Genomic DNA, 18,289 nt, shown 5'->3' with positions numbered 1-18,289 from the left:
CATCGATACCAATGCGCATAATGTTTACTGCGTCGCGTAGCGAATGGAGAGGGCAGGGCTGAACAACTGGCTAAGCAGGCCCAGCATTTTCTGGGTGATGTTGGACGAGGAATTCGAGAAGAGGATCACGTCCCTGTCTTTCACCACGAACATCTGTGCCAGAAAATAGCTCTCAGGTTTCAGCATGTTGATATGATAGACGGTGGCATGGGGCGAGCCGCCATTCTCCCCCTTTTCCATGCGGAACAGATAAACACCGCGTGCATTGGCCCTTGCATCGGCAGGGCCGGCCGCACGGGCGATGGCTTCCGCCAAGGTTACGTCACGGGTTTCAAAAGGAATCTGGCTGACCTTGTCTGTCGCGCCAAAAACCGTGTAGGTGTTCTTCCTGGAAACGATCTCGATCCGGTCATCAGACTGGATTTCCAGATTGGCCAGATCCTCGGCTGAGACTTCATTGAGCGGCGCCTGCGCGACATGCGTTCCGCGGGTCAGCTTGATGTCGACATTGTTGATGTTGTCTGCCGCGCCGCCCGCAAGAGCCAGCATATCAAGCAATTTTTCATGAGCGGCCGTCAGGCGATAGCGGCCCGGCTTGGCGACCGCCCCCGAGACATACACGACATTGTGCGCCGTATCGCTGATATTGACCTGCACCTGGGGGCTTTCCGACATGCGCCGCAACCGATGGCGCAGCTCTTCTGCCAGTTGCTCTGGATAGGTGCCCGCCGCATGCACGGTGCCCAGATAGGGTAGGTCCGCCGTGCCGTCCTCGCGTACCGCGACCAGCATCTGCTGGGCCCCGGCCGTGGGGGTGCGGATGGCCTCTGTTACCGGAACCTGCCCGGAAAACAGCGAGACGCCCACCTCAAAAATGGTGATTGTCAGCGTATCGCCGTTGCGGATCATGTCCGCACGGGCAGGCGTCCCGCCAGAGGACAGCGCCGCAAGCTGCAAGACGCCGAGATTTTGAACCGGGTGATTGGCGTGAATCACGTCTGGCGTAATGTCCACCAGCGAATAGGGAACCATATGGGCGTTTTGCGCACCTTTGCTCATGGAGCCGGCTGTCGGGCCGTTGCTTGGCAAGGCAGCACAGCCGCCAAGGGCGCCGCAGAGAGACAAGAGCAGCAGGGATTTTTGGAAACATCTGCCCACCCGTTCAACACGAACATCGGTCATTTTATGGTGTTCATTTGAAAAACGGGCCAATCTCGGGTCACGTAAGAGCATGCACAAGCTGATGCCAACTTAGCCATTCAAGAGCAAGATTTTTCCGCCTGCTGCGGCCGTGCCGCATGGCGGGCCAGGCGGTTTCAGCCTGCCGCGGCCAGGGCCGGGTGCCGCATCTGCAAGGCGTGGTGCACCTCATTCGCTTCGGCCGCAGTATTGAAAAATGTCAGCACTCCACCGTAAAGCACGGCGCCCCGGGTGCAATAACGTTCCAGCACACCGGGGTCGTGCGACGTCATGATGAGGGCCGCGCGATCGCGCCGCGACAGCAGCTCCTCCTCGCAGCGGCGCCGGAACCGGGCGTCACCCACAGCGGTCACCTCATCCACAATGTAGCAATCGAAATCGACCGCCAGCGACACGCCAAAGGCCAGACGTGAGGCCATGCCCGAGGAGTAATTCATCACAGGCTGGTTCATGAAGATGCCCAGCTGGGCAAAGTCGTCAACATAAGCCAGAACGTCTTTTTCGTCCTTCCCATAGATGCGCGCGATAAATCTCGCATTGTCGGTGCCCGACATCGTCATCTGGAAACAATTGGCCAGCCCGATAGGCCATGAGGTGCGCATGGTGCGGGTAATGGTGCCGGATGTGGGGTGTTCGATCCCTGCGATCAGGCGAAGCAAGGTGGATTTACCCGCCCCGTTCGCGCCGCAAATCGCCAAGCTTTCGCGCGGCAGGATCGAGAAATCGAGACGACTGAACACCCGGTTGGTCAGGCCTCGCGTGCGATAGGTCTTCGATACGTCGCTAAAGGTGATCATGCAAAGATCCGCTGGAGGTGCCGGGACATGGCATAAAATTGTTGTCATGTTGTGATGTTGCTACCGATAAAATATGTTGGTGATTTCGTCCACGCCATAATCTGCCTGTTTACCAAACGGCCGTAGTAGGCCATGAACCGCCAGCTGGCGGACGCGCCGCAAGAAAACGCGATTGTGAAAATTGACGCTCTGGACTTGAATGATCCGGGCATTGGCAAAGCAGGTGATAATGCAGATTTCCAGGTTGAAGTCGATTTTTGCCAAGACCGCTTCGCTGGCGAATACCCCATCGACAACACATCCGGCCGCGCCGACATTGACTCACCCTGTGTCGCAAGCCTGTACCGCCAGCCAGTTTGACGAAGATGCCTACCGTTACTGGTGCGAGCAGATTCGCGAACAGCCGCGAACCCACCGCAAACAGTGGGAATTCTGCTACATCCTTCAGGTTCTCTCGCTGGCCGGGGTTCTCAATCCGGGGCGCAACGGGTTGGGCTTTGGCGTTGGCGCTGAACCGCTGGCGGCCATCTTCGCCGGGCGCGGGGCTCAGGTCGTGGGCACCGACCTTGAGCCGGAAGAGGCCCAGCGCAGCGGGTGGGTGGAAACCGACCAGCATGCATCGGGCAAGGACGCCATGAACGATCGCGGCATCTGCCCGCCCGAACAGTTCGAGCGCAACGTCAGCTTCCGCTTTGTGGACATGAACGCCATTCCCGGCGATATCGGAACCTTCGATTTCTGCTGGTCGGCCTGCGCTTTTGAACATCTTGGGTCCATCCGGCACGGGCATGAGTTCATCCTCAACACCGCTCGCCTGCTCAAGCCGGGCGGCATCGGCGTGCACACCACCGAATTCAACTGTTCCTCCAATGACGAAACGTTGAAGAGCGGCTCGACCGTGCTGTTTCGCAAGCGCGATTTCGAGGCCATGATCGCCGATTTGCAAGCGCAAGGTTTTGAGGTCGAGGTCAACTGGGACCTGGGCGATGAGGCGCTGGACCGGCACATTGACATGCCGCCCTATGCGGCGGACAATCATCTCAAGCTGCAACTCGACCGCTGGGTAACCACGTCATTTGGTCTGATCGTCCGCAGGCCTGCCTGATGACGTTTGCGACAGGCGGAACCTTGCCCCGATGTGAGCGACCATGCGGGTAGTTGATCCTTTTTCTTTCTTTGTGGGCCATTCCAGCCTGATTCCAGGACTGGGGGGGCCAGATCCGGCATCGGATCTGCGCTATTGCTTTCACACGGACTATCTGGACGCAGCGCCCGGGCGCGCCGTCTTTCATGCCACCATTCGTTGTGCCCGCGCGACCTTTGGCGAATTGAACATCAGGGTCATGGCCTTGCCGCCGGGGCGCGATGCCTCGGTTGCGGCCAGCATTCGGGTGGATCTGGACAATCTTGGCGGAGAGGATCTGGCAAGAAGCCTGCGGTTTCTGGCGGTCGAGGGGGTCAGATATGCCCTCTATGCCTTTGCCACCGGCGCCTCCGATTTGCAGGCCGACGGGCTCGACATCGCTCTGGAAGAGCTGGTCACGCCCACTGCGCATGCCAGGCCCGCCCCGCATGCCGGGGGCAACACGGCAGACCGCGCCCGCAGCGACCCGGCAGCAACCACGACAGCGCGGCGCCTGATCGCCGACAAGGGGCCCTCGCTAGACCTTCCCTTTTCCCAGCCCATGCAATGGGACCCCGAGGCCGAACGGATGTTGCGCGGCCGCTGGCCGCTGCTCGACAAACGCGGGGGCAATGCGCTGGACTGCTGGAGCAGCGGCACCGCTCTCCAGATGCTCGATTTTGGCGGGCTGATCGCCGATGGCAACAAGGGGCTGATCGTCGACCTTGCCGAGGCGGCGCTGCTCGGCACGCTGGAAGCCGCCGGTTGCGCGATTCATCTCCTCACGCTTGATCGCGAGGATGTGGACCTGCTTGCGCTGGACAGGGCAGAGGGGCTTTGCGATTTCGCAATCGCGGCGGTGCCAGCCCAGTGGCAAGGGGCCGGGCGACTGGAAACCTTTTGCGAGAGGATGATGCAATGCCTTGCAAAAGACGGCTTTCTGATCATGATGATTAACATGACCGGGGATGGAGAGGCGCTTGCGTTCCGCAACCGTATGCAGCAACTGGCCTTGTATTGCATCGGCCTGGGGCATGATGTGATGCAACTGGCGTTTCCCGCAGGGGACAGCTGGCACCCCCCGGAAGGTGCCACCAGTCGATTTATCTGGATTGCCCGAAAGTGAATAAAACCGGAGAGATGCGGCGCTCGTTCATCGATGCGTGGCTGACCCAGCAAGCGGTCATCAAGGCTTTGATCCTGCGCGAGATGCAGGCGCGGTATGGTCGTGACAACATCGGCTTCCTGTGGATGATGGCGGAACCGATGATGCTGGCCAGTGTGATCACCACCCTCCACCAGGTGAGCAAAATGGGTGAACATGCCAGCGGGATGGGCCCCTACCCCTTCACGCTGACAGGTTATTGCGTTTTTATCATCTTCCGCAACAGCTTCAACCGCTCGGAAGGCGCCTTGCACGGCGTCACGACGCTGCTCTATCATGCCCAGATCACCCCTTTCGACATCATGCTGTCGCGGTCGCTGGTCGAAATGATCGGCGCCCTGTTCGCCTATGCCGTGCTGTGCAGCATCGGGCTGATGCTGGGGTTGATGGAACTGCCGGTGCGGCCGCTGTATCTGTTCGGCGCCATCATCGGCATGGGTGTCATGACGCATGCCATGTGCATGGTGGTGGCGGCCATCACCTACACGAACCATCTGATCGGCCGGTTTGTGCACCCCTTTTCCTATTTCATGTTCCCGCTCAGCGGCGCCTTTTTCACCATGAGCATCCTGCCGCCATGGGCGCGCGAACTCATGGCGTGGAACCCCATGGTGACGATTTTCGAGGCTGCCCGCTATGGCCTGTTCGCCAATGCAAATCCCAATTACATCTACCCGCGCTACGTTCTGGGCTTCACGATGCTGATGCTCTGCTGGGGCCTTGTGGCCATTCGCAATGTACGCGAGCACATGCACGTCAATTGACAAACGCAAAGCGGATCGACGCAAGGATTGAATGACAATGTTAGGAATTATCAGCCCCAAAGACGCGCAGTCCGTCGGTTCGTCGCGGGGCTGGGGGGCTCGTGTGCGGCAACTGGTGTATGTCTATCGTTATCTGCTGCTGCTGGTTGTCCTGCCCACAGCGCTGGTCGCGGCCTATTATTACTTGATTGCATCCGACCAGTATGAAACCACCGTCGATTTTGTGGTGCGCCGCGCCGATGCCTCTGGCGCTCCCAGCGGCATGGGCCAGTTGCTGGGCATGAACCTGGGCGTTTCGACGGTTTCAACCGAAGCCTATATGGTCAACGATTATCTGCAATCCAACGATGCGGCGGCCCAGTTGCGCCAACAGGACAGGCTGGTTGAGCGGTTCCGCCGCCCCTTTATCGATCCTGTCAGCCGCCTGTGGCAAGACAATCCTTCGCCCGAGCGGTTGCTGAAATATTATAACCGCCATGTCACTGTCACCCTCGACCCGGAAACGGGGATTACCCGTCTGGCGGTGCACGCCTTCACACCGGACGATGCCTATGAGCTGGGCGGCAAGCTGCTGCGCATGGGCGAAGAGCAGATCAACCAGCTCAACATCCGAACCTATCGCGATCAGGTCGCCCACGCCCGCAACGAAGTCGATCTGGCCTCGAAGTCCTTGCAGGAAGCCGAACAGGCGCTCACCTCCTATCGCCGCAACCACGATGACATCGACCCGGAAGGCAGCGGCAAGGCGCAGGTTACCATGGTCACCAACCTGACGGCGGGGCTGACGACAGCGCGCGCCAGGCTGAAGGCGATGGAGGGCCTCATCAGCCACGAAAGCCCGCAATACAGGGCCACACAGGCTCAGGTGCGCGCGCTGGAGGCCCAGGTGGCCGGCCAGTCGCAGCGGATCGCAGGGGGCGGCAGTTCCATCGCGGCGTCCCTTGGCGGTTATGAAAGCCTTCAGGTGCAACGCGAAACCGCGGTCCGGCGCTTTGCCACCGCCACAGCGGCCTATGAAACCGCCCGCGCTGAAGCAGAACGGAAACAGACCTATCTTATCCGCGTGGTCGATGCGAATCGCGCCGTAAAGGCGCTTTATCCTGAGCGAGGTAAAATCGTAGGAACGGTATTCCTGTCACTGATCTTTTCCTTTGCGATTGGCTGGATGCTGGTTCAGGGTGTCAAAGAACATCAGATTTGATTGAAATCTGACAATATTCTCATTCTTACACCTTTGTTGGGGCAATCGGATGCTAGAGTTGTTGAGCAAGGCCCGCGTGCTGGTCATTGGCGATGCCATGATCGATTCCTATGTTCAGGGCTCAGTCGAACGCATTTCGCCTGAGGCGCCGGTCCCTGTGCTGCGGTACGAAAGCCGGCGTTGGGCGCCTGGCGGCGCGGCCAATGTCGCGGCCAATGTCGCGGCACTGGGTGGCAAGGCTACCTTGCTGGCCGGGATCGGATCGGATGAGGCAGGCCGCACCTTGCGCACCATGCTGGAAGAGCGGGGGGTGAACGCCCAGTTGCTCGACATTGCCGGGCGGCCCACGACCTGCAAAACGCGCCTGATGGCCGGCTCCCATCAGGTGCTGCGCTTGGATGAGGAACATACCGGCCCCATTGACCAGTCGGCCTGCGACACACTGCTGCACCGTCTGGAAGAGCTGGCGCACGATCACGACGTGATCGTGTTGTCCGACTATCGCAAGGGGCTGCTGATCGACGCGATCATCACCCGCATCATCGACAAGGCGCGTGATCTAGGCGTGCCCACCATCGTCGACCCCAAGCGGAGCGACTGGTCGATCTATCGCGGCGCCAGCATCATCACCCCCAATCTGAGCGAACTGGCCGCAGCTTCGGGCATGCCTTGCCCGGATGAGCAAGCGTGCAGGCAGGCCGCCGAGCGGTTGATCGATGTGACAGGCGCGCGCATTCTGGTCACTCGCTCGGAAAAGGGCATGGCCTTCTACGACCGGGAGCAGAACCCTGTCCTGCTGCCGACAAAGGCGCGTGAAGTGTTCGATGTGTCCGGGGCGGGCGATACGGTTGTGGCCTGTCTGGCATCGGGGCTGGGCGGCGGCATCGGCATCATCGAGGCCATGGCCATGGCCAATCTGGCGGCGGGCATTGCGGTCAGCAAGCTGGGCACATCAACCGTTTCGGCAGACGAGCTTCACCGGGCGCTGGGCGAGGAAGACGGGCTTGGCACGCGGGGCCTGGTGCTCGACCGCGCCGATGCGGCCATGCTGCGCCGGCAATGGGCCACGCAGGGCCAGACCGTGGGCTTTACCAACGGTTGCTTTGACCTTCTGCATCCCGGCCATATCTCCTTGCTGCAAGAGGCCGCCTCGCATTGCGATCATCTGATCGTGGGCATCAACACCGACGCCTCGGTCTCGCGCCTAAAGGGGCCGAGCAGGCCGATCCAGACGCAGGACAACCGCGCTCGCGTGTTGAGCGCCTTGTCCTGTGTCAGCGCCGTCACCCTGTTCGGTGAGGAAACGCCGGCAGAGCTGATCGAGGCCCTGCGGCCCGATGTGCTGGTCAAGGGCGCCGATTATACCATCGACACGGTGGTGGGTGCGCCTCTGGTGCAATCCTATGGCGGCAAGGTGGTGCTGGCCCGTCTGGTCGAAGGGCAGTCAACCAGCAATCTGGTCAAGCGCTCGCTTCAGCCGGAGTTGACCCATGATCGGCCGTGACGCTGTTCTAGGTGGGGAGCGCAGCGCCGCCACCCTGGACGCGCATCGCTGGCTGACCGGGCCGGCCGCGGCTCTCTGGCTCGATGCGGGCGTTGACCGGGTGCATGGCGGCTATTTCGACCAGCTGTCTTTCCACGATGCGCGCAATGCTGTGGATTTCAAACGGCTACGGGTCACCTGCCGCCACATCTTCGTTTTTGCAACGCTCGACCGGATGTCGGTTCCAGGCGCGCGCGATGCCATGCGGCATGGGCTCGATTTCCTGTTTGGCCCCCTCAGCCATGGCCATGGCGCCTTTCGCCGCAGCGTGACGCTGGAAGGGGCGCCGCTTGATGACACGCGCGACCTCTACGATCTGGCCTTTGTGCTTTTCGCGCTGGCCTCTGCTTTCGAGCGCCTGGGCGATGCGCGACTGGAAGAAACCGCCAGGGAGGTTCTGGCCTTTCTGCACGCCCATATGGTGCATGCGCCCGGCGGTTTTATCGAGGCGATCCCATACCGGCTGCCGCATCGGCAAAATCCGCACATGCATCTGCTGGAAGCATGTCTGGCATGGCTGCCGCTGAGCCGGAGCCCCGCTTTCCGCGAACAAGCCGACGAATTGATCGCCATGTTCGGCCGCCATTTCTGGCACGAACAGCGCCAATGCCTGTTCGAGTATTTCGACGCGGACTGGAGCCCGACCAGTGATCCGCTTCGCCATATCTTTGAACCGGGCCACCATCTCGAATGGGTGTGGCTGCTGGGCGAGGCACGCAAGCTCGGGCTGCACGCGCCCGATCTGGACCACGCACTGGCCCGCCGGGCCCGCCATGGCTTTGCCACCGAAACCGGCCTGCCTTTTGGCGAGGTCCATGCGGACGGGGCCGTGGCCGACAGGCAATGCCGCATCTGGACCATCACGGAATGGCTCCGCGTGGGGCTGGAACGGCCCGATGTTCCCGCAGGGTCATGGCAGGACGCTTTCGGGCATCTAAAGGCTTTCCTGAATGTGCCGGTCGAAGGGCTTTGGCACGAGACATGCGACGCGCGCACTTATGCTTTTGCCAGTGGCCATGTGCCGGCCAGCTCGCTCTATCACATTGTTACGGGCCTGCTTCCCTTGCTGACCGGGCAAGACAAGCTGGTATCTGCCAACCAGTATACGGCCGTGGGGAGTTCTTTTAATGATGCATGACGAGGGAAGCCGCGCAGAGCTGGAGCAGGTGCAACTCCAAGCTGCCCTGTTGCGTCTGAGCGAGGCCAACAGCCGCATTGCCCAGCTGGAACAGGAAGCCCAGCTGATCCGCAGCGACAACGATGCCTCCGGCCAGAAGCTGGCCGAATTGCTGCGCGGGCTGACGGGCGCCAACGACGGCCAGAACATGTTCCCGGCCTACACGATGTCGCAGATCTGGCAGAACACCAACATCATCAAGCGCCAGCAGGTCTGGCTGCGAACCTGCGAGGCGCTGGGCATCCGGGGCATGCTGGGGAATCTGGTGCCCCATGATGATGACGCCGATCCCATCACCATCATGGTGCGCGGGTCGGGCGGCTATGGCGATATGCTCTATCTCTCCGCGGTGGTGCGCGGATTGTATTACCATTTCGACAGGCCGCGCATTTTCGTGGTGCATGAACATCCGGGCGTGCGCTCCATCCTTTCAGACAACCCTTATGTGGTGGAAGCCTGCCACTTGCCCGGAGAACAGGGGCACCGGTTCCTGCAACTGGCCGCGGCCACCGATGTTTTCGATCTGATTGCCGACGTGCGCTATGCGATCACCTACGCCCCACCCCCGCGTTCGCGCGTGGAGGGCGACTTCCTGGCCGAGGCCAACAGTCGCTCGTGGATCTGGCAAAACTACATCCGTCGCGACTGGCCCTATCTCAACAACATCTTTGCCCGCGAAGTGGTAGGCCAGGGCTTCTCGAAATACAGCTTCAGCATGTACACCGCCAACATTGCCCCCCAACTGGGCAATTTCGGCGATTTCCTGCATGCGCAGGAACCCGATGAAGACGTGCGGGCGCTGCTGGACGGGCCCTATGTCACGGTGCACCACGGCGCGGACCGCAACATGGCCGGCGCGGACGGGTTGCAGACCAAGAATCTGCCGCTGGCCAAATGGCTGGACATTGTCGCGCGGGTGAAGGCGGCGGGATTGCGCACGGTCCAGCTCGGCGAGGCGCATGAGCAGCTGATCGGCGGCGTGGATGCCGATCTGCGCGGGAAGTGCACCATGAGTCAGTCTGCCATGGTGTTGCGCCATGCGCAGGTCCACATCGATACAGAAGGCGGCCTGGTCCATCTTGCACGCGCGGTGGGCACGCCCTCTGTCGTTGCCTTTGGCCCCACCTCCCTGCCATTTTTCGGCTATCCCGAAAACACCAATCTTGCCGCGCAAACCTGCGGCGATTGCTGGTGGACCAGTCGGGACTGGTCGGTGCGCTGCCCTCGCGAGTTGCCCACCGTGGCGTGTATGGAAAGCCATTCGGCCGACAGTCTGGCCGAAGCGGCGATCGAACTGAGCGCGCCGACCACGCATCTGAACTTTGTTTCAAGGCGCCAGCTGCCCGGGCCCAACATTGTGGCCGACCTGGGGCGCTTGCTCCCTTCCAATGGGCAAGGGGCGGTTGTGGGCAATGATGCTGAAACCATTGCCCAGTTGTCCGAACAGGGACTGAGCCGAGAGGAAGCGCGCCTTTTCGCGCTTGGCGATGGCTTTCACCATGCCTCGGCCGGTGTGCGACTTTATCCCGCCAGCTGGACGCGCCTTCCGCTCGACAGCAAGGCCATCGACTGGGTTGTGTGCAATCTGAGCGATGATGGTGGCCAGCTCGAAGAGGCGCAGGTCGCCTCGCTGCTGTTTGAATGTGCCCGTGTCGTCAAGCGCGGCCAGATCCTGCTGGCACTCGAACTCAAGAACCGTGTCATGTCTTTGGCCGAACTGGATACGGCCTTTCATGCCTCTATCGGCAAAAGACTGCAGGTCAGCCTGAGCGGCATGCCCGACATGTTGGGGGCGGGAGTGTATGAGTTCACCGTCGAATCCGGCACGCTGACGATGAACAGCGGCAATATGCGCAATGTCATGCGCAAAGGATTGCGCCGCTTCGATGCGCTGGCCAGCGATGTGATCAGCCGCTTTAGCGGCGCAAGCAATGGCGGCCAGCGTGATTGACGTTTCAGCAGATACGTTCCGCTCTTTCGTCGATCACAATGCGTTGATCTCGGGCCTGGAAACCGCGCTGGCGGCGCGCCCTCGCCAAGCCGCAGACAGCGTGCCCCACGCCTTTGTCGCGGCGGTGGGGGCCGATCTTCTGCACGCCGCATCGGGCGATTTTGGCGCCATGCGTGTGCGGTGGGACACGCACGCCACCGCCGGCCTGGCAGCGACCACAGCAGCCACAGCGATGGGTGGAGCCGTTCCGGTCAACATCATGTTGCTAGCCGCCATTCTGGGCCGCAGCGATCTTGTAGCCCATTTCCGCGAAAAGGGCCGCTTTTCGCTGGAAGCCGGGCTGCAATGGCTGGTGTTGCACGGCATCTGCGAACACCGCCTGTGGCATTTTGTTGATGGTGCCTTGCGACAGGCCCTGCTGCGCCCGGTGGTCAATGCCTGGCTGACCCGCATGCCCGCGCTGGGCGTGCTGGTGCTGCGCGAAAGGCCCGAGTTGAAAGGGCGTTTCATCAAGGGCGGGCGTTGGCAGGCGGAGCCTTTCCGGGCGTGGTTGCAGCAGGAAGGGCTGGATACATACCGCCTGTTCTGGCTGGCCGCCCCTGCCGAGCTGGCGGAATGGCCCATGCGCAACTGGCACAAACAGCCGCTCTCCCAGCCCCATGCATCGTCTCGCCTTTCAGCCACGGGCGCCCAGCAGATCCGGCAGCAAGCCGAGAGCGCGATCCAGACCCATTATCGCCAGATCGGCGACTGGCACGCTCGCGACCGACTGGACGTGGTAACCGAGATGCGCCCCTTTTCGCCGGCGGCGCAACTGCTGGTCAACAGTTCGGCCATGCCTTCCCCCGATGGCTGGTTGACACTGCCCGGCGGCAATTTCACCATTATCAGCCCGGCGAGGGTGCGCCACTCTCCCTTTATCATGGTGGAGATGATCGCTGTCCAGGCAGGCGATGATCTGGTCGGTGCGGCGTCACTGGGCGGGCATGCCCTGCCTGTCATGCTGCACCGGGCTGGGGAAAATTGCTGTCTCGTCTTGCGTGTACCCGCCGGTCTGGATCACGATCCGCTCAAGCTGCTGCATGTCGAGCTGTCTGGTACCTATGGCCGGGCAGTAAAGTTCGACCTCATCCGCATCTGGAATATCTAATTACAGGATAAAAGTCATGAAGCTATATGTTGGCGCCCAGAAATATAAGCCGGACGGCTTCAAGACCGTGGATATCGATGACACGCATTCACCTGATATTGTTGCAGACGTTACCAACATGCCGCAAATCGAGAGCAACTCCGCAGATGAAGTTGTGGCAGGCCATGTCCTTGAGCACATCGACTGGCCCGACAGTTTCAAGGCCATCGCAGAGTTCACCAGAGTTCTGAAAATCGGCGGCAAGCTGCGTATTTCAATTCCTGATATGTCATCGTTGATGCGCATGGTCCTTTCGGGCGACAGCGTGTTTCATGTCATGGGGCTGATTTATGGCGTTGGTGGGCGAGAAAACCGCTTCGAGCAACATCGCTACGGTTTTACCGCTGGAATGATTGTCGATATCCTGGAGTCTCTTGGCTATTCCGACTTTAACTGGTGGAATTCTCCATTTGGCGACGCATCCAACGGATGGGTTCCCCGTTACGATGGCGACCATTGCGCCATGTCGCTCAATGTCAGTGCCGTCAAGCGTACGGAGCCTTGCGTCAATCCCGCCGATATGTACGAACAGCTGGTGAGGCGGCCGCTGGGCGATTATTCCGCGATTGCAGCCGACATTGCGACCCAATCTTTCGACCACGACTTAGCGGCCGCACCCAAATTGTACCAGAGGATCCATTATCAATTGATCGAGGCGCGTCAGCGCAGTTTCTATCTGGAAGAAGAAGTGCGCCGGCGCGACGAAGAGATACAGGCCTTGAAAGAAACCAAATCCTGATTCCAACTCGTGGGATAAATTCATATCATGATTCTCGTAACCGGCGCTGCTGGCTTTATCGGCTCCTATCTCGTCCATGCCCTCAACAAGGCCGGGCATACCGATCTTCTGCTTTGTGACTGGCTGCTGAGCGACCAGCGATGGCAGAACCTGCGCAAGGCCGCCTTTCAGGATTTTGTTCCACCCGAACAGCTGATGACCAAACTGGAGCAGGTGAAGGTGTCCGCCGTCTTCCACATGGGCGCCAATTCGGCCACCACGGCCCGGGACGGTGACGAGATCTTGCGGACCAACTTTCGCGCAACCCTTGATCTTGTCGACTGGTGCACACAGCATCAGGTGCCGTTGATTTACGCCTCCTCCGCAGCCACCTATGGTGACGGCGAAAACGGATTTGTGGACGATTTTTCCACAGAGGCTCTTGGCAAGCTGCGCCCGCTGAACCTGTATGGCTGGAGCAAGCACACCATCGACCGCATTGTTGCGGAGCGGGCGGAGCAAGGCAAACTCCTGCCTCCCAAATGCATCGGCATGAAATTCTTCAACGTTTATGGGCCCAACGAATATCATAAGGAAGGTATGATGTCCGTGGTCGCCAAAAATTTTGAAAAGGCCAGAAACGGGCAGGTTGTCGACATGTTCAAGAGCCACCGCGAAGGCTACAGCGATGGGGGCCAGCTTCGCGATTTCATCCATGTTGAAGATGTGGTGAATGTGATGCGCTGGTTCATGGATGAGGAACAGGCGCCCAAGGTTGGCATTTTCAACGTGGGCACGGGCCGCGCTCAATCCTTTGCCGAATTGATCGGCGCCCTGTTCCGGGCCTGTGGGCAGGAGCCCAACATCAAATACGTGCCCATGCCGGAAGAAATTCGCGATAGATATCAGTATTTTACCGAGGCATCGCTGACCAATCTGCGGGCGGCGGGCTATGATCGGCCCTTTCTCGATGTGGAACAAGGGGTAGCCCGCTACGTGGAGATGCTGCAACAGGCCGACCGCTACGTATGACCCGCCAGAATGGCAAGCGAGCGGCGCTGTTACTTGATCGCGACGGCGTCATCAATGAGGATCGCGGTTACGTCCATCGCATGGAGGATTTCGCCTTCATGCCCGGTGTGTTTGAACTGGTTCGCGAAGCCCGCCAAAGGGGTATGGCCGTCATGGTCGTTACCAATCAGAGCGGGATCGGCCGAGGATTGTATTCCGAAGCCGATTTCGCCTCTTTGACGGGCTGGATGATGGACCGCTTTGCCGAGGCAGGCGCGCCGATCGATCGTGTCTATCATTGCCCTTATCACCCCACGGCAGGGCAAGGGCAATGGCGCGCCGACCACCCGTGGCGCAAGCCGGCGCCGGGGATGCTGCTACAGGCTGCGGAAGATTTCGATCTGGATCTGAGCGTCTCGGCCATGATCGGAGACAATTCCAGCGACATGCAGGCAGCTCAGGCTGCAGGTGTGGGCTGCCGCATCCTCATTGGCCTGCGCACCATGGCGGGCTGCTACAATGCCGCGGACCTGCCTGAAGCAAAGCGCATCATGGCTGACTGGCTCGACCAAATGCACGACGCATGAGGCCGGTTTGGCCGGCCCGCCTTACTCTTCCGCCCCAGGGCCAAGAACGCGTTTGCCTTCCAGCTTCGGGAGCCAGAAATCGAGCCGACTTTCGAGCAGGCGCGCCAGCCGGCACTCGGGGGCGCGATGGCGGTGCCAGAAGCAGCCATGCACGAAAATGGCCTTGCGGCGCTTGCGCATCACGATGTCGGGCCAGCCGGGCAGATCCCTGGCTTGCCGCCGATAGCGGTAGCCCATCGCGTGAAGCATGCGGCGGACAAGCATTTCGGGCTTGGTGTCCCGTCCACGGATCCGGACCATGCGCTCGCTGCGCGCATTGGTGGTAAGCGTATCGGCCATGGGCTCGATATAGGATCCTGGCCCGATCTCATGAAGGCGTGCTCTCCAAGTGAAAACGGATGGGTGGAAAGGCCGCGCGGTCGTCATGTTCAGCTTGGTGTCCTTGACGGTTAACTGATCGGGGCAGCCACCATCCGGCCGTGCGGCGCACGATGTTTCGGGCAATCGGGGTTTGGGGCTAGCAAGCGCCTGAGGTCTTGCTCGATCGGGCCTCGCTGGCTGACCAAAGTGTGGGATTTTCGAGCCAGGCCCGAATGGCGGATTCGCGCCATGCGGAACCCCGCTCTGAGATGCGGACCTGCCGGGGAAAGGTGCCATCCTGAATTTTGCGGTAGAGGGGGCGCGCGGCGCCGGCTGGTCAGTTCCAGAACCTCCTTGAGGCGCATCAGGCGATCGGGCGGTGGTGTCAGGGCGGCATTCCCTCGTGAGCTGTCATGTCGCTATTGTCGCTCACCCTGTTCGGGGCGCCGAACCGCGCTCTGGTTCCGCTGCGCTCCACCCGAGTCGCCCGAGGCGTCTCGTCGGCCAAGCCGCTGCGATCGCTGACGCGGAAGGGAGAAGGGCCGCGCCCCTGGCGCGGGGCCGGGCCTTGCCCGTCCTGGCGGACAGCGCGCGATGCGCGCTGGCGTGGGCCTCCGGCCCCAGTCTGGCGGGTGGGCGGAGCTGCCCCGTAGTCCCGTCGCGGCGCGCCACAACCCCGGCGGAGCCGGGGTCCTCCACTTCGTTGCGGCCCAAGGGTGCGCCGCGCCTTCATCGACGTGCCTGTTGGTCCGCTCCTGCCGCCCACCCGCCAGACCGGCGCCGGTTTGCGGCGGTTTAGGCAGGAGTGAAGGATCATGGCTTTCAATCATACCTCGCGCAGGCAATCGGAACGTTCGGGCCAATCCCATGCGGAGGCTTCGCGGCCTCGGCCCATGGAGGACCTCTATTCCACGGTGACGGCGCGCATCGTCGCGGAGCTGGAAGAGGGGCGGCTCCCTTGGGTGCAGCCTTGGGATAATTCCTTTGTGCTGGCGGGCTTCCCGAGAAACGCGGGCAGCGGGAGGCCCTACAGCGGGATCAACATTCTGATCCTGTGGCAGGCCCTGTTCGATGGCGAGTACACCGCGCAGCGTTGGCTGACGTTCAAGCAGGCCGAGGCGCTGGGCGGCCATGTCCGCAAGGGCGAGCGCGGCGTGACGGTCTGCTATGCGGATCGCTTTACGCCCAAGGATGCGCGGGGCGGCGATGGCGGCGTGGGCGCGGATACGGACGCATCATCGGGGGGCGGTGATGAGGTGCGCAAGGTTGCTTTCCTGAAGCGCTTCACGGTCTTCAACGTCGCGCAATGTGACGGGTTGCCGGATCATCTCTATGAGCCGGAGGACCGCGAACAGCGCGTCGATCTGGTGACCATCCCGGAGGCCGAAGCGCTGATCGCGGCAAGCGGGGCGAACATTGCCGTCGGATCGCCGAATGCATGCTACCGACCGCGCGCTGATCGGATCGAGGTGCCGTTGCAGGCCGCTTTCATCGAGCCCATCAATTACTACCGCACCGTGCTGCATGAGCTTGGCCATAATGCCGCATCCGGGATTATGCCGCGCGAAAGCCTCCAATTGGCCGGCTCTCCATGTTTTCGCAGTTCGCCGTGCGGCATAATGTTCGGGCAGGCGCGCCCATCCCACATCAATTTTTGGCCCTGCCAAGCACAACCAGAATACGCAAATTTTAAAGTGCTCAAATCTGGCCATTTCCCGCGTGCGGTAAACACATGGCATCGCATTGGCTCGATGGGTCGAACCGGCAAAAGTTGCAGGATTATGCCGAATGCGCGTGAGGAAAACCCGCCGAATTCGGCGCTTTTTCGCGTCCCATTCGGCATAATCCAAGATACGGCATTATGACACTTATGCCGATATCGGCATAATGGCCACTGGACGGGCCATCCCTCCCGGTTGGATCGCGATCAGACTGGGGGCTTTGGCACTGCCTCATATGGACGGGAGGAGCTGGTCGCGGAGCTGTGCAGCGCCTTCACCTGCGCGGCCTTGGGTATCGTGCCAACGGTGCGGCATGCGGACTATATCGCCTGCTGGCTGGAGGTGCTCAAGGGCGACAACCGGGCGATCTTCCGGGCGGCCAGTCAGGCGAGCAAGGCGGCTGATTATCTGCTGGCGTTTCGGCCCGGCGCCGATGCTGCAATTGATGCGGGAGAGGTGGCATGAGCGGGGCGGATAGGGGCGAAGAGCCCGGTCCGTTCCACACTGGCGATGGAGCACCCCAAGATCACGTTACACCTGCTGCGAGCGAAGGCGCCGACAGAGCACCGGATGGCGCCGAGCCCGGCATCGAAGCGATGGATGCGATCTTCGCGGCGATGCCGAAATTGGCCCGCGACATCTTCATTGCCCGGCAGTTCCATGACCTTTCCGTGGCGGAGATTTGTGAGCAGACCGGCCTGTCCCGCAAACAGGTAAGGCGTCAGTTCGCCAAGGCTTTCGAGCATTTGCATCACTCGCAATCCGGCATGGAACTGTGGCGCGAGCATATCGCGGCCATGCCCGCTGACTATCTGGAACAGGTCAGGACCAGTCTGGCCATGAGTGCGCGGTCAAAGCGCGCTTACGAACGGGCGAGGGCCGGCTTCAGATTCAACAAGCGGCGGCACGCAGGGCCGCCGCCAGATCCCGAGACCGTCGCCCGCGTGCATGGCGCGCTGGCACGTTTGTCCGGCCTGGAGCGGGACGTGTTCCTCGCCGTGAGCGTGGACGATATGTCCTATGCTGAGATCGGCGAGAAGATCGGGAGGTCCGATGAGAAGGTCATGAAGCTTTTCGGAAGGGCGCTCTACAATCTGGACTGCAACCTTCGTGATCCGCGTCGGCACTGGTGGCGCCGCTGGATCACCTATCCGTGACGGCGCCGAAGCCGACCTCCACCCCCCATATTTTCCAAGAATGCGAAAGCCCCCTGAGCTTGCCTCAGGGGGCTTTTTTCTGCCCGCTCTCGCTCGCCGTTTTGGCTTGGGGCGCCCTTCGCGCGAAGAGGCGATGGAAGGCCTCTTCGCTGCGCCGTTGCCCCTCCTCGGTCATCATGACGGACTTGGCCTTGCCGACCGGATCGAGGATCAGTTCCTTGTCGTGAAGTCTGCTCAATGCGTCCCAGTCGAAGGATTTCCACGCGCGCCAGACCGGGGCGGGGCCGTTCTCACGATGTAGCGTCAAATAGAGCAGCGCGAGCACCGCTTCATCGATCAGGTCCGGGTCGATCTCCGGTCTGTTCATGGATACCTCCATGCATGTTGTGGATGACCAATCGGCCCGGAATTCTAGCACACGGGAGCAGTGGTGACGTCAAATTTATCCCAATTTTCACGGTCGCTTGGCGAACAACTTGCGCGATGCTATGCTGCTCGGGCGTTGCGCAAAAGGCTGCGCCGGGACTGGTAATCCCGACAAGAGAAGCAACTCGGAATCCATGATTTCCGGGGTGCCGTCGTGCATGTCCAGCCCGCAAGGGTAAAGACGGCGGCGGGTGTCTCT

General features: G+C 61.1%; 18 protein-coding genes and 1 pseudogene. 14 read left to right on the top strand and 5 right to left on the bottom strand.

Translation table 11 applies throughout. From position 1 onward, the window contains the following. Positions 1–24: 24 nt before the first annotated feature. Together ABDW49_RS20235 and ABDW49_RS20230 are read right to left on the bottom strand one after the other, a co-directional pair. On the bottom strand, positions 25–1,182 hold the full coding sequence (locus ABDW49_RS20235; RefSeq protein ID WP_343614698.1) for a polysaccharide biosynthesis/export family protein: 1,158 nt from the start codon (positions 1,180–1,182) through the stop codon (positions 25–27). A gap of 134 nt (positions 1,183–1,316) precedes the next feature. After that, complete coding sequence (locus ABDW49_RS20230; RefSeq protein WP_343614697.1) at positions 1,317–1,997, bottom strand: ABC transporter ATP-binding protein; 681 nt, start codon at positions 1,995–1,997, stop codon at positions 1,317–1,319. 199 nt (positions 1,998–2,196) lie between these two features. Between ABDW49_RS20230 and ABDW49_RS20225 the strand changes: the two genes are divergently transcribed. The 11 genes from ABDW49_RS20225 (at position 2,197) to ABDW49_RS20175 (ending at position 14,426) form a co-directional block, all read left to right on the top strand. Continuing rightward, positions 2,197–3,102: a class I SAM-dependent methyltransferase gene (locus tag ABDW49_RS20225; protein ID WP_343614696.1), complete on the top strand. Its 906-nt coding sequence runs from the start codon at positions 2,197–2,199 to the stop codon at positions 3,100–3,102. A 238-nt stretch (positions 3,103–3,340) separates the two neighbouring features. Then, positions 3,341–4,246 (top strand): hypothetical protein, encoded by a 906-nt coding sequence (locus tag ABDW49_RS20220; RefSeq protein ID WP_343614694.1) that lies wholly within the window; start codon positions 3,341–3,343, stop codon positions 4,244–4,246. Beyond that, positions 4,243–5,049, top strand: a complete 807-nt coding sequence (locus tag ABDW49_RS20215; protein ID WP_343614692.1) for an ABC transporter permease — start codon at positions 4,243–4,245, stop codon at positions 5,047–5,049. The genes ABDW49_RS20220 and ABDW49_RS20215 overlap by 4 nt, the downstream gene beginning before the upstream one ends. Before the next feature lie 103 nt (positions 5,050–5,152). Next, positions 5,153–6,250 (top strand): lipopolysaccharide biosynthesis protein, encoded by a 1,098-nt coding sequence (locus ABDW49_RS20210; protein ID WP_343614690.1) that lies wholly within the window; start codon positions 5,153–5,155, stop codon positions 6,248–6,250. Positions 6,251–6,299: 49 nt separating this feature from the next. Further along, positions 6,300–7,754 carry a D-glycero-beta-D-manno-heptose-7-phosphate kinase gene (gene rfaE1 / locus ABDW49_RS20205; RefSeq protein ID WP_343614688.1) on the top strand — a complete coding sequence of 485 codons (1,455 nt, stop codon included), beginning with the start codon at positions 6,300–6,302 and terminating at the stop codon, positions 7,752–7,754. After that, the gene (locus ABDW49_RS20200; protein ID WP_343614686.1) at positions 7,741–8,931 is read left to right on the top strand and encodes an AGE family epimerase/isomerase; all 1,191 of its coding nucleotides are present in this window, start codon (positions 7,741–7,743) and stop codon (positions 8,929–8,931) included. Before rfaE1 ends, ABDW49_RS20200 begins: the two co-directional genes overlap by 14 nt. After that, positions 8,921–10,921: a glycosyltransferase family 9 protein gene (locus ABDW49_RS20195; protein ID WP_343614684.1), complete on the top strand. Its 2,001-nt coding sequence runs from the start codon at positions 8,921–8,923 to the stop codon at positions 10,919–10,921. The genes ABDW49_RS20200 and ABDW49_RS20195 overlap by 11 nt, the downstream gene beginning before the upstream one ends. After that, on the top strand, positions 10,914–12,071 hold the full coding sequence (locus tag ABDW49_RS20190; protein WP_343614682.1) for a hypothetical protein: 1,158 nt from the start codon (positions 10,914–10,916) through the stop codon (positions 12,069–12,071). Before ABDW49_RS20195 ends, ABDW49_RS20190 begins: the two co-directional genes overlap by 8 nt. A gap of 16 nt (positions 12,072–12,087) precedes the next feature. Continuing rightward, the gene (locus ABDW49_RS20185) at positions 12,088–12,849 is read left to right on the top strand and encodes a methyltransferase domain-containing protein (protein WP_343614680.1); all 762 of its coding nucleotides are present in this window, start codon (positions 12,088–12,090) and stop codon (positions 12,847–12,849) included. Positions 12,850–12,876: 27 nt separating this feature from the next. Beyond that, positions 12,877–13,860, top strand: a complete 984-nt coding sequence (gene rfaD, locus ABDW49_RS20180; protein ID WP_343614678.1) for an ADP-glyceromanno-heptose 6-epimerase — start codon at positions 12,877–12,879, stop codon at positions 13,858–13,860. Continuing rightward, complete coding sequence (locus ABDW49_RS20175) at positions 13,857–14,426, top strand: HAD family hydrolase (protein ID WP_343614676.1); 570 nt, start codon at positions 13,857–13,859, stop codon at positions 14,424–14,426. The genes rfaD and ABDW49_RS20175 overlap by 4 nt, the downstream gene beginning before the upstream one ends. 21 nt (positions 14,427–14,447) lie before the next feature. Here ABDW49_RS20175 and vsr read toward each other — a convergent pair whose 3' ends face one another. Then, positions 14,448–14,765: a DNA mismatch endonuclease Vsr gene (gene vsr / locus ABDW49_RS20170; protein ID WP_343614674.1), complete on the bottom strand. Its 318-nt coding sequence runs from the start codon at positions 14,763–14,765 to the stop codon at positions 14,448–14,450. Positions 14,766–14,943: 178 nt separating this feature from the next. Further along, entirely contained in the window at positions 14,944–15,057 is a 114-nt protein-coding gene (locus ABDW49_RS20165) for a hypothetical protein (protein ID WP_343614714.1), read from the bottom strand. Positions 15,058–15,679: 622 nt separating this feature from the next. On the opposite strand from ABDW49_RS20165, the gene ABDW49_RS20160 reads away from it, so the two are divergent. From ABDW49_RS20160 to ABDW49_RS20150, 3 genes and pseudogenes are all read left to right on the top strand, one after another. After that, complete coding sequence (locus tag ABDW49_RS20160; protein WP_343614672.1) at positions 15,680–16,651, top strand: ArdC-like ssDNA-binding domain-containing protein; 972 nt, start codon at positions 15,680–15,682, stop codon at positions 16,649–16,651. Between the two features lie 24 nt (positions 16,652–16,675). After that, a pseudogene (locus ABDW49_RS20155) lies at positions 16,676–16,972 on the top strand (zincin-like metallopeptidase domain-containing protein); the annotation flags it as partial. Then, positions 16,969–17,664 (top strand): sigma factor-like helix-turn-helix DNA-binding protein, encoded by a 696-nt coding sequence (locus tag ABDW49_RS20150; RefSeq protein WP_343614670.1) that lies wholly within the window; start codon positions 16,969–16,971, stop codon positions 17,662–17,664. The pseudogene ABDW49_RS20155 and the gene ABDW49_RS20150, both read left to right, overlap by 4 nt. A 64-nt stretch (positions 17,665–17,728) precedes the next feature. On the opposite strand, the gene ABDW49_RS20145 is transcribed toward ABDW49_RS20150, so the two are convergent. After that, positions 17,729–18,031, bottom strand: a complete 303-nt coding sequence (locus tag ABDW49_RS20145; RefSeq protein WP_343614668.1) for a DUF6429 family protein — start codon at positions 18,029–18,031, stop codon at positions 17,729–17,731. Positions 18,032–18,289 lie beyond the last annotated feature (258 nt).

The organism is Novosphingobium sp. (assembly GCF_039595395.1).
GTDB lineage: Bacteria > Pseudomonadota > Alphaproteobacteria > Sphingomonadales > Sphingomonadaceae > Novosphingobium.
This window is presented reverse-complemented; position numbering and strand designations above follow the sequence as displayed.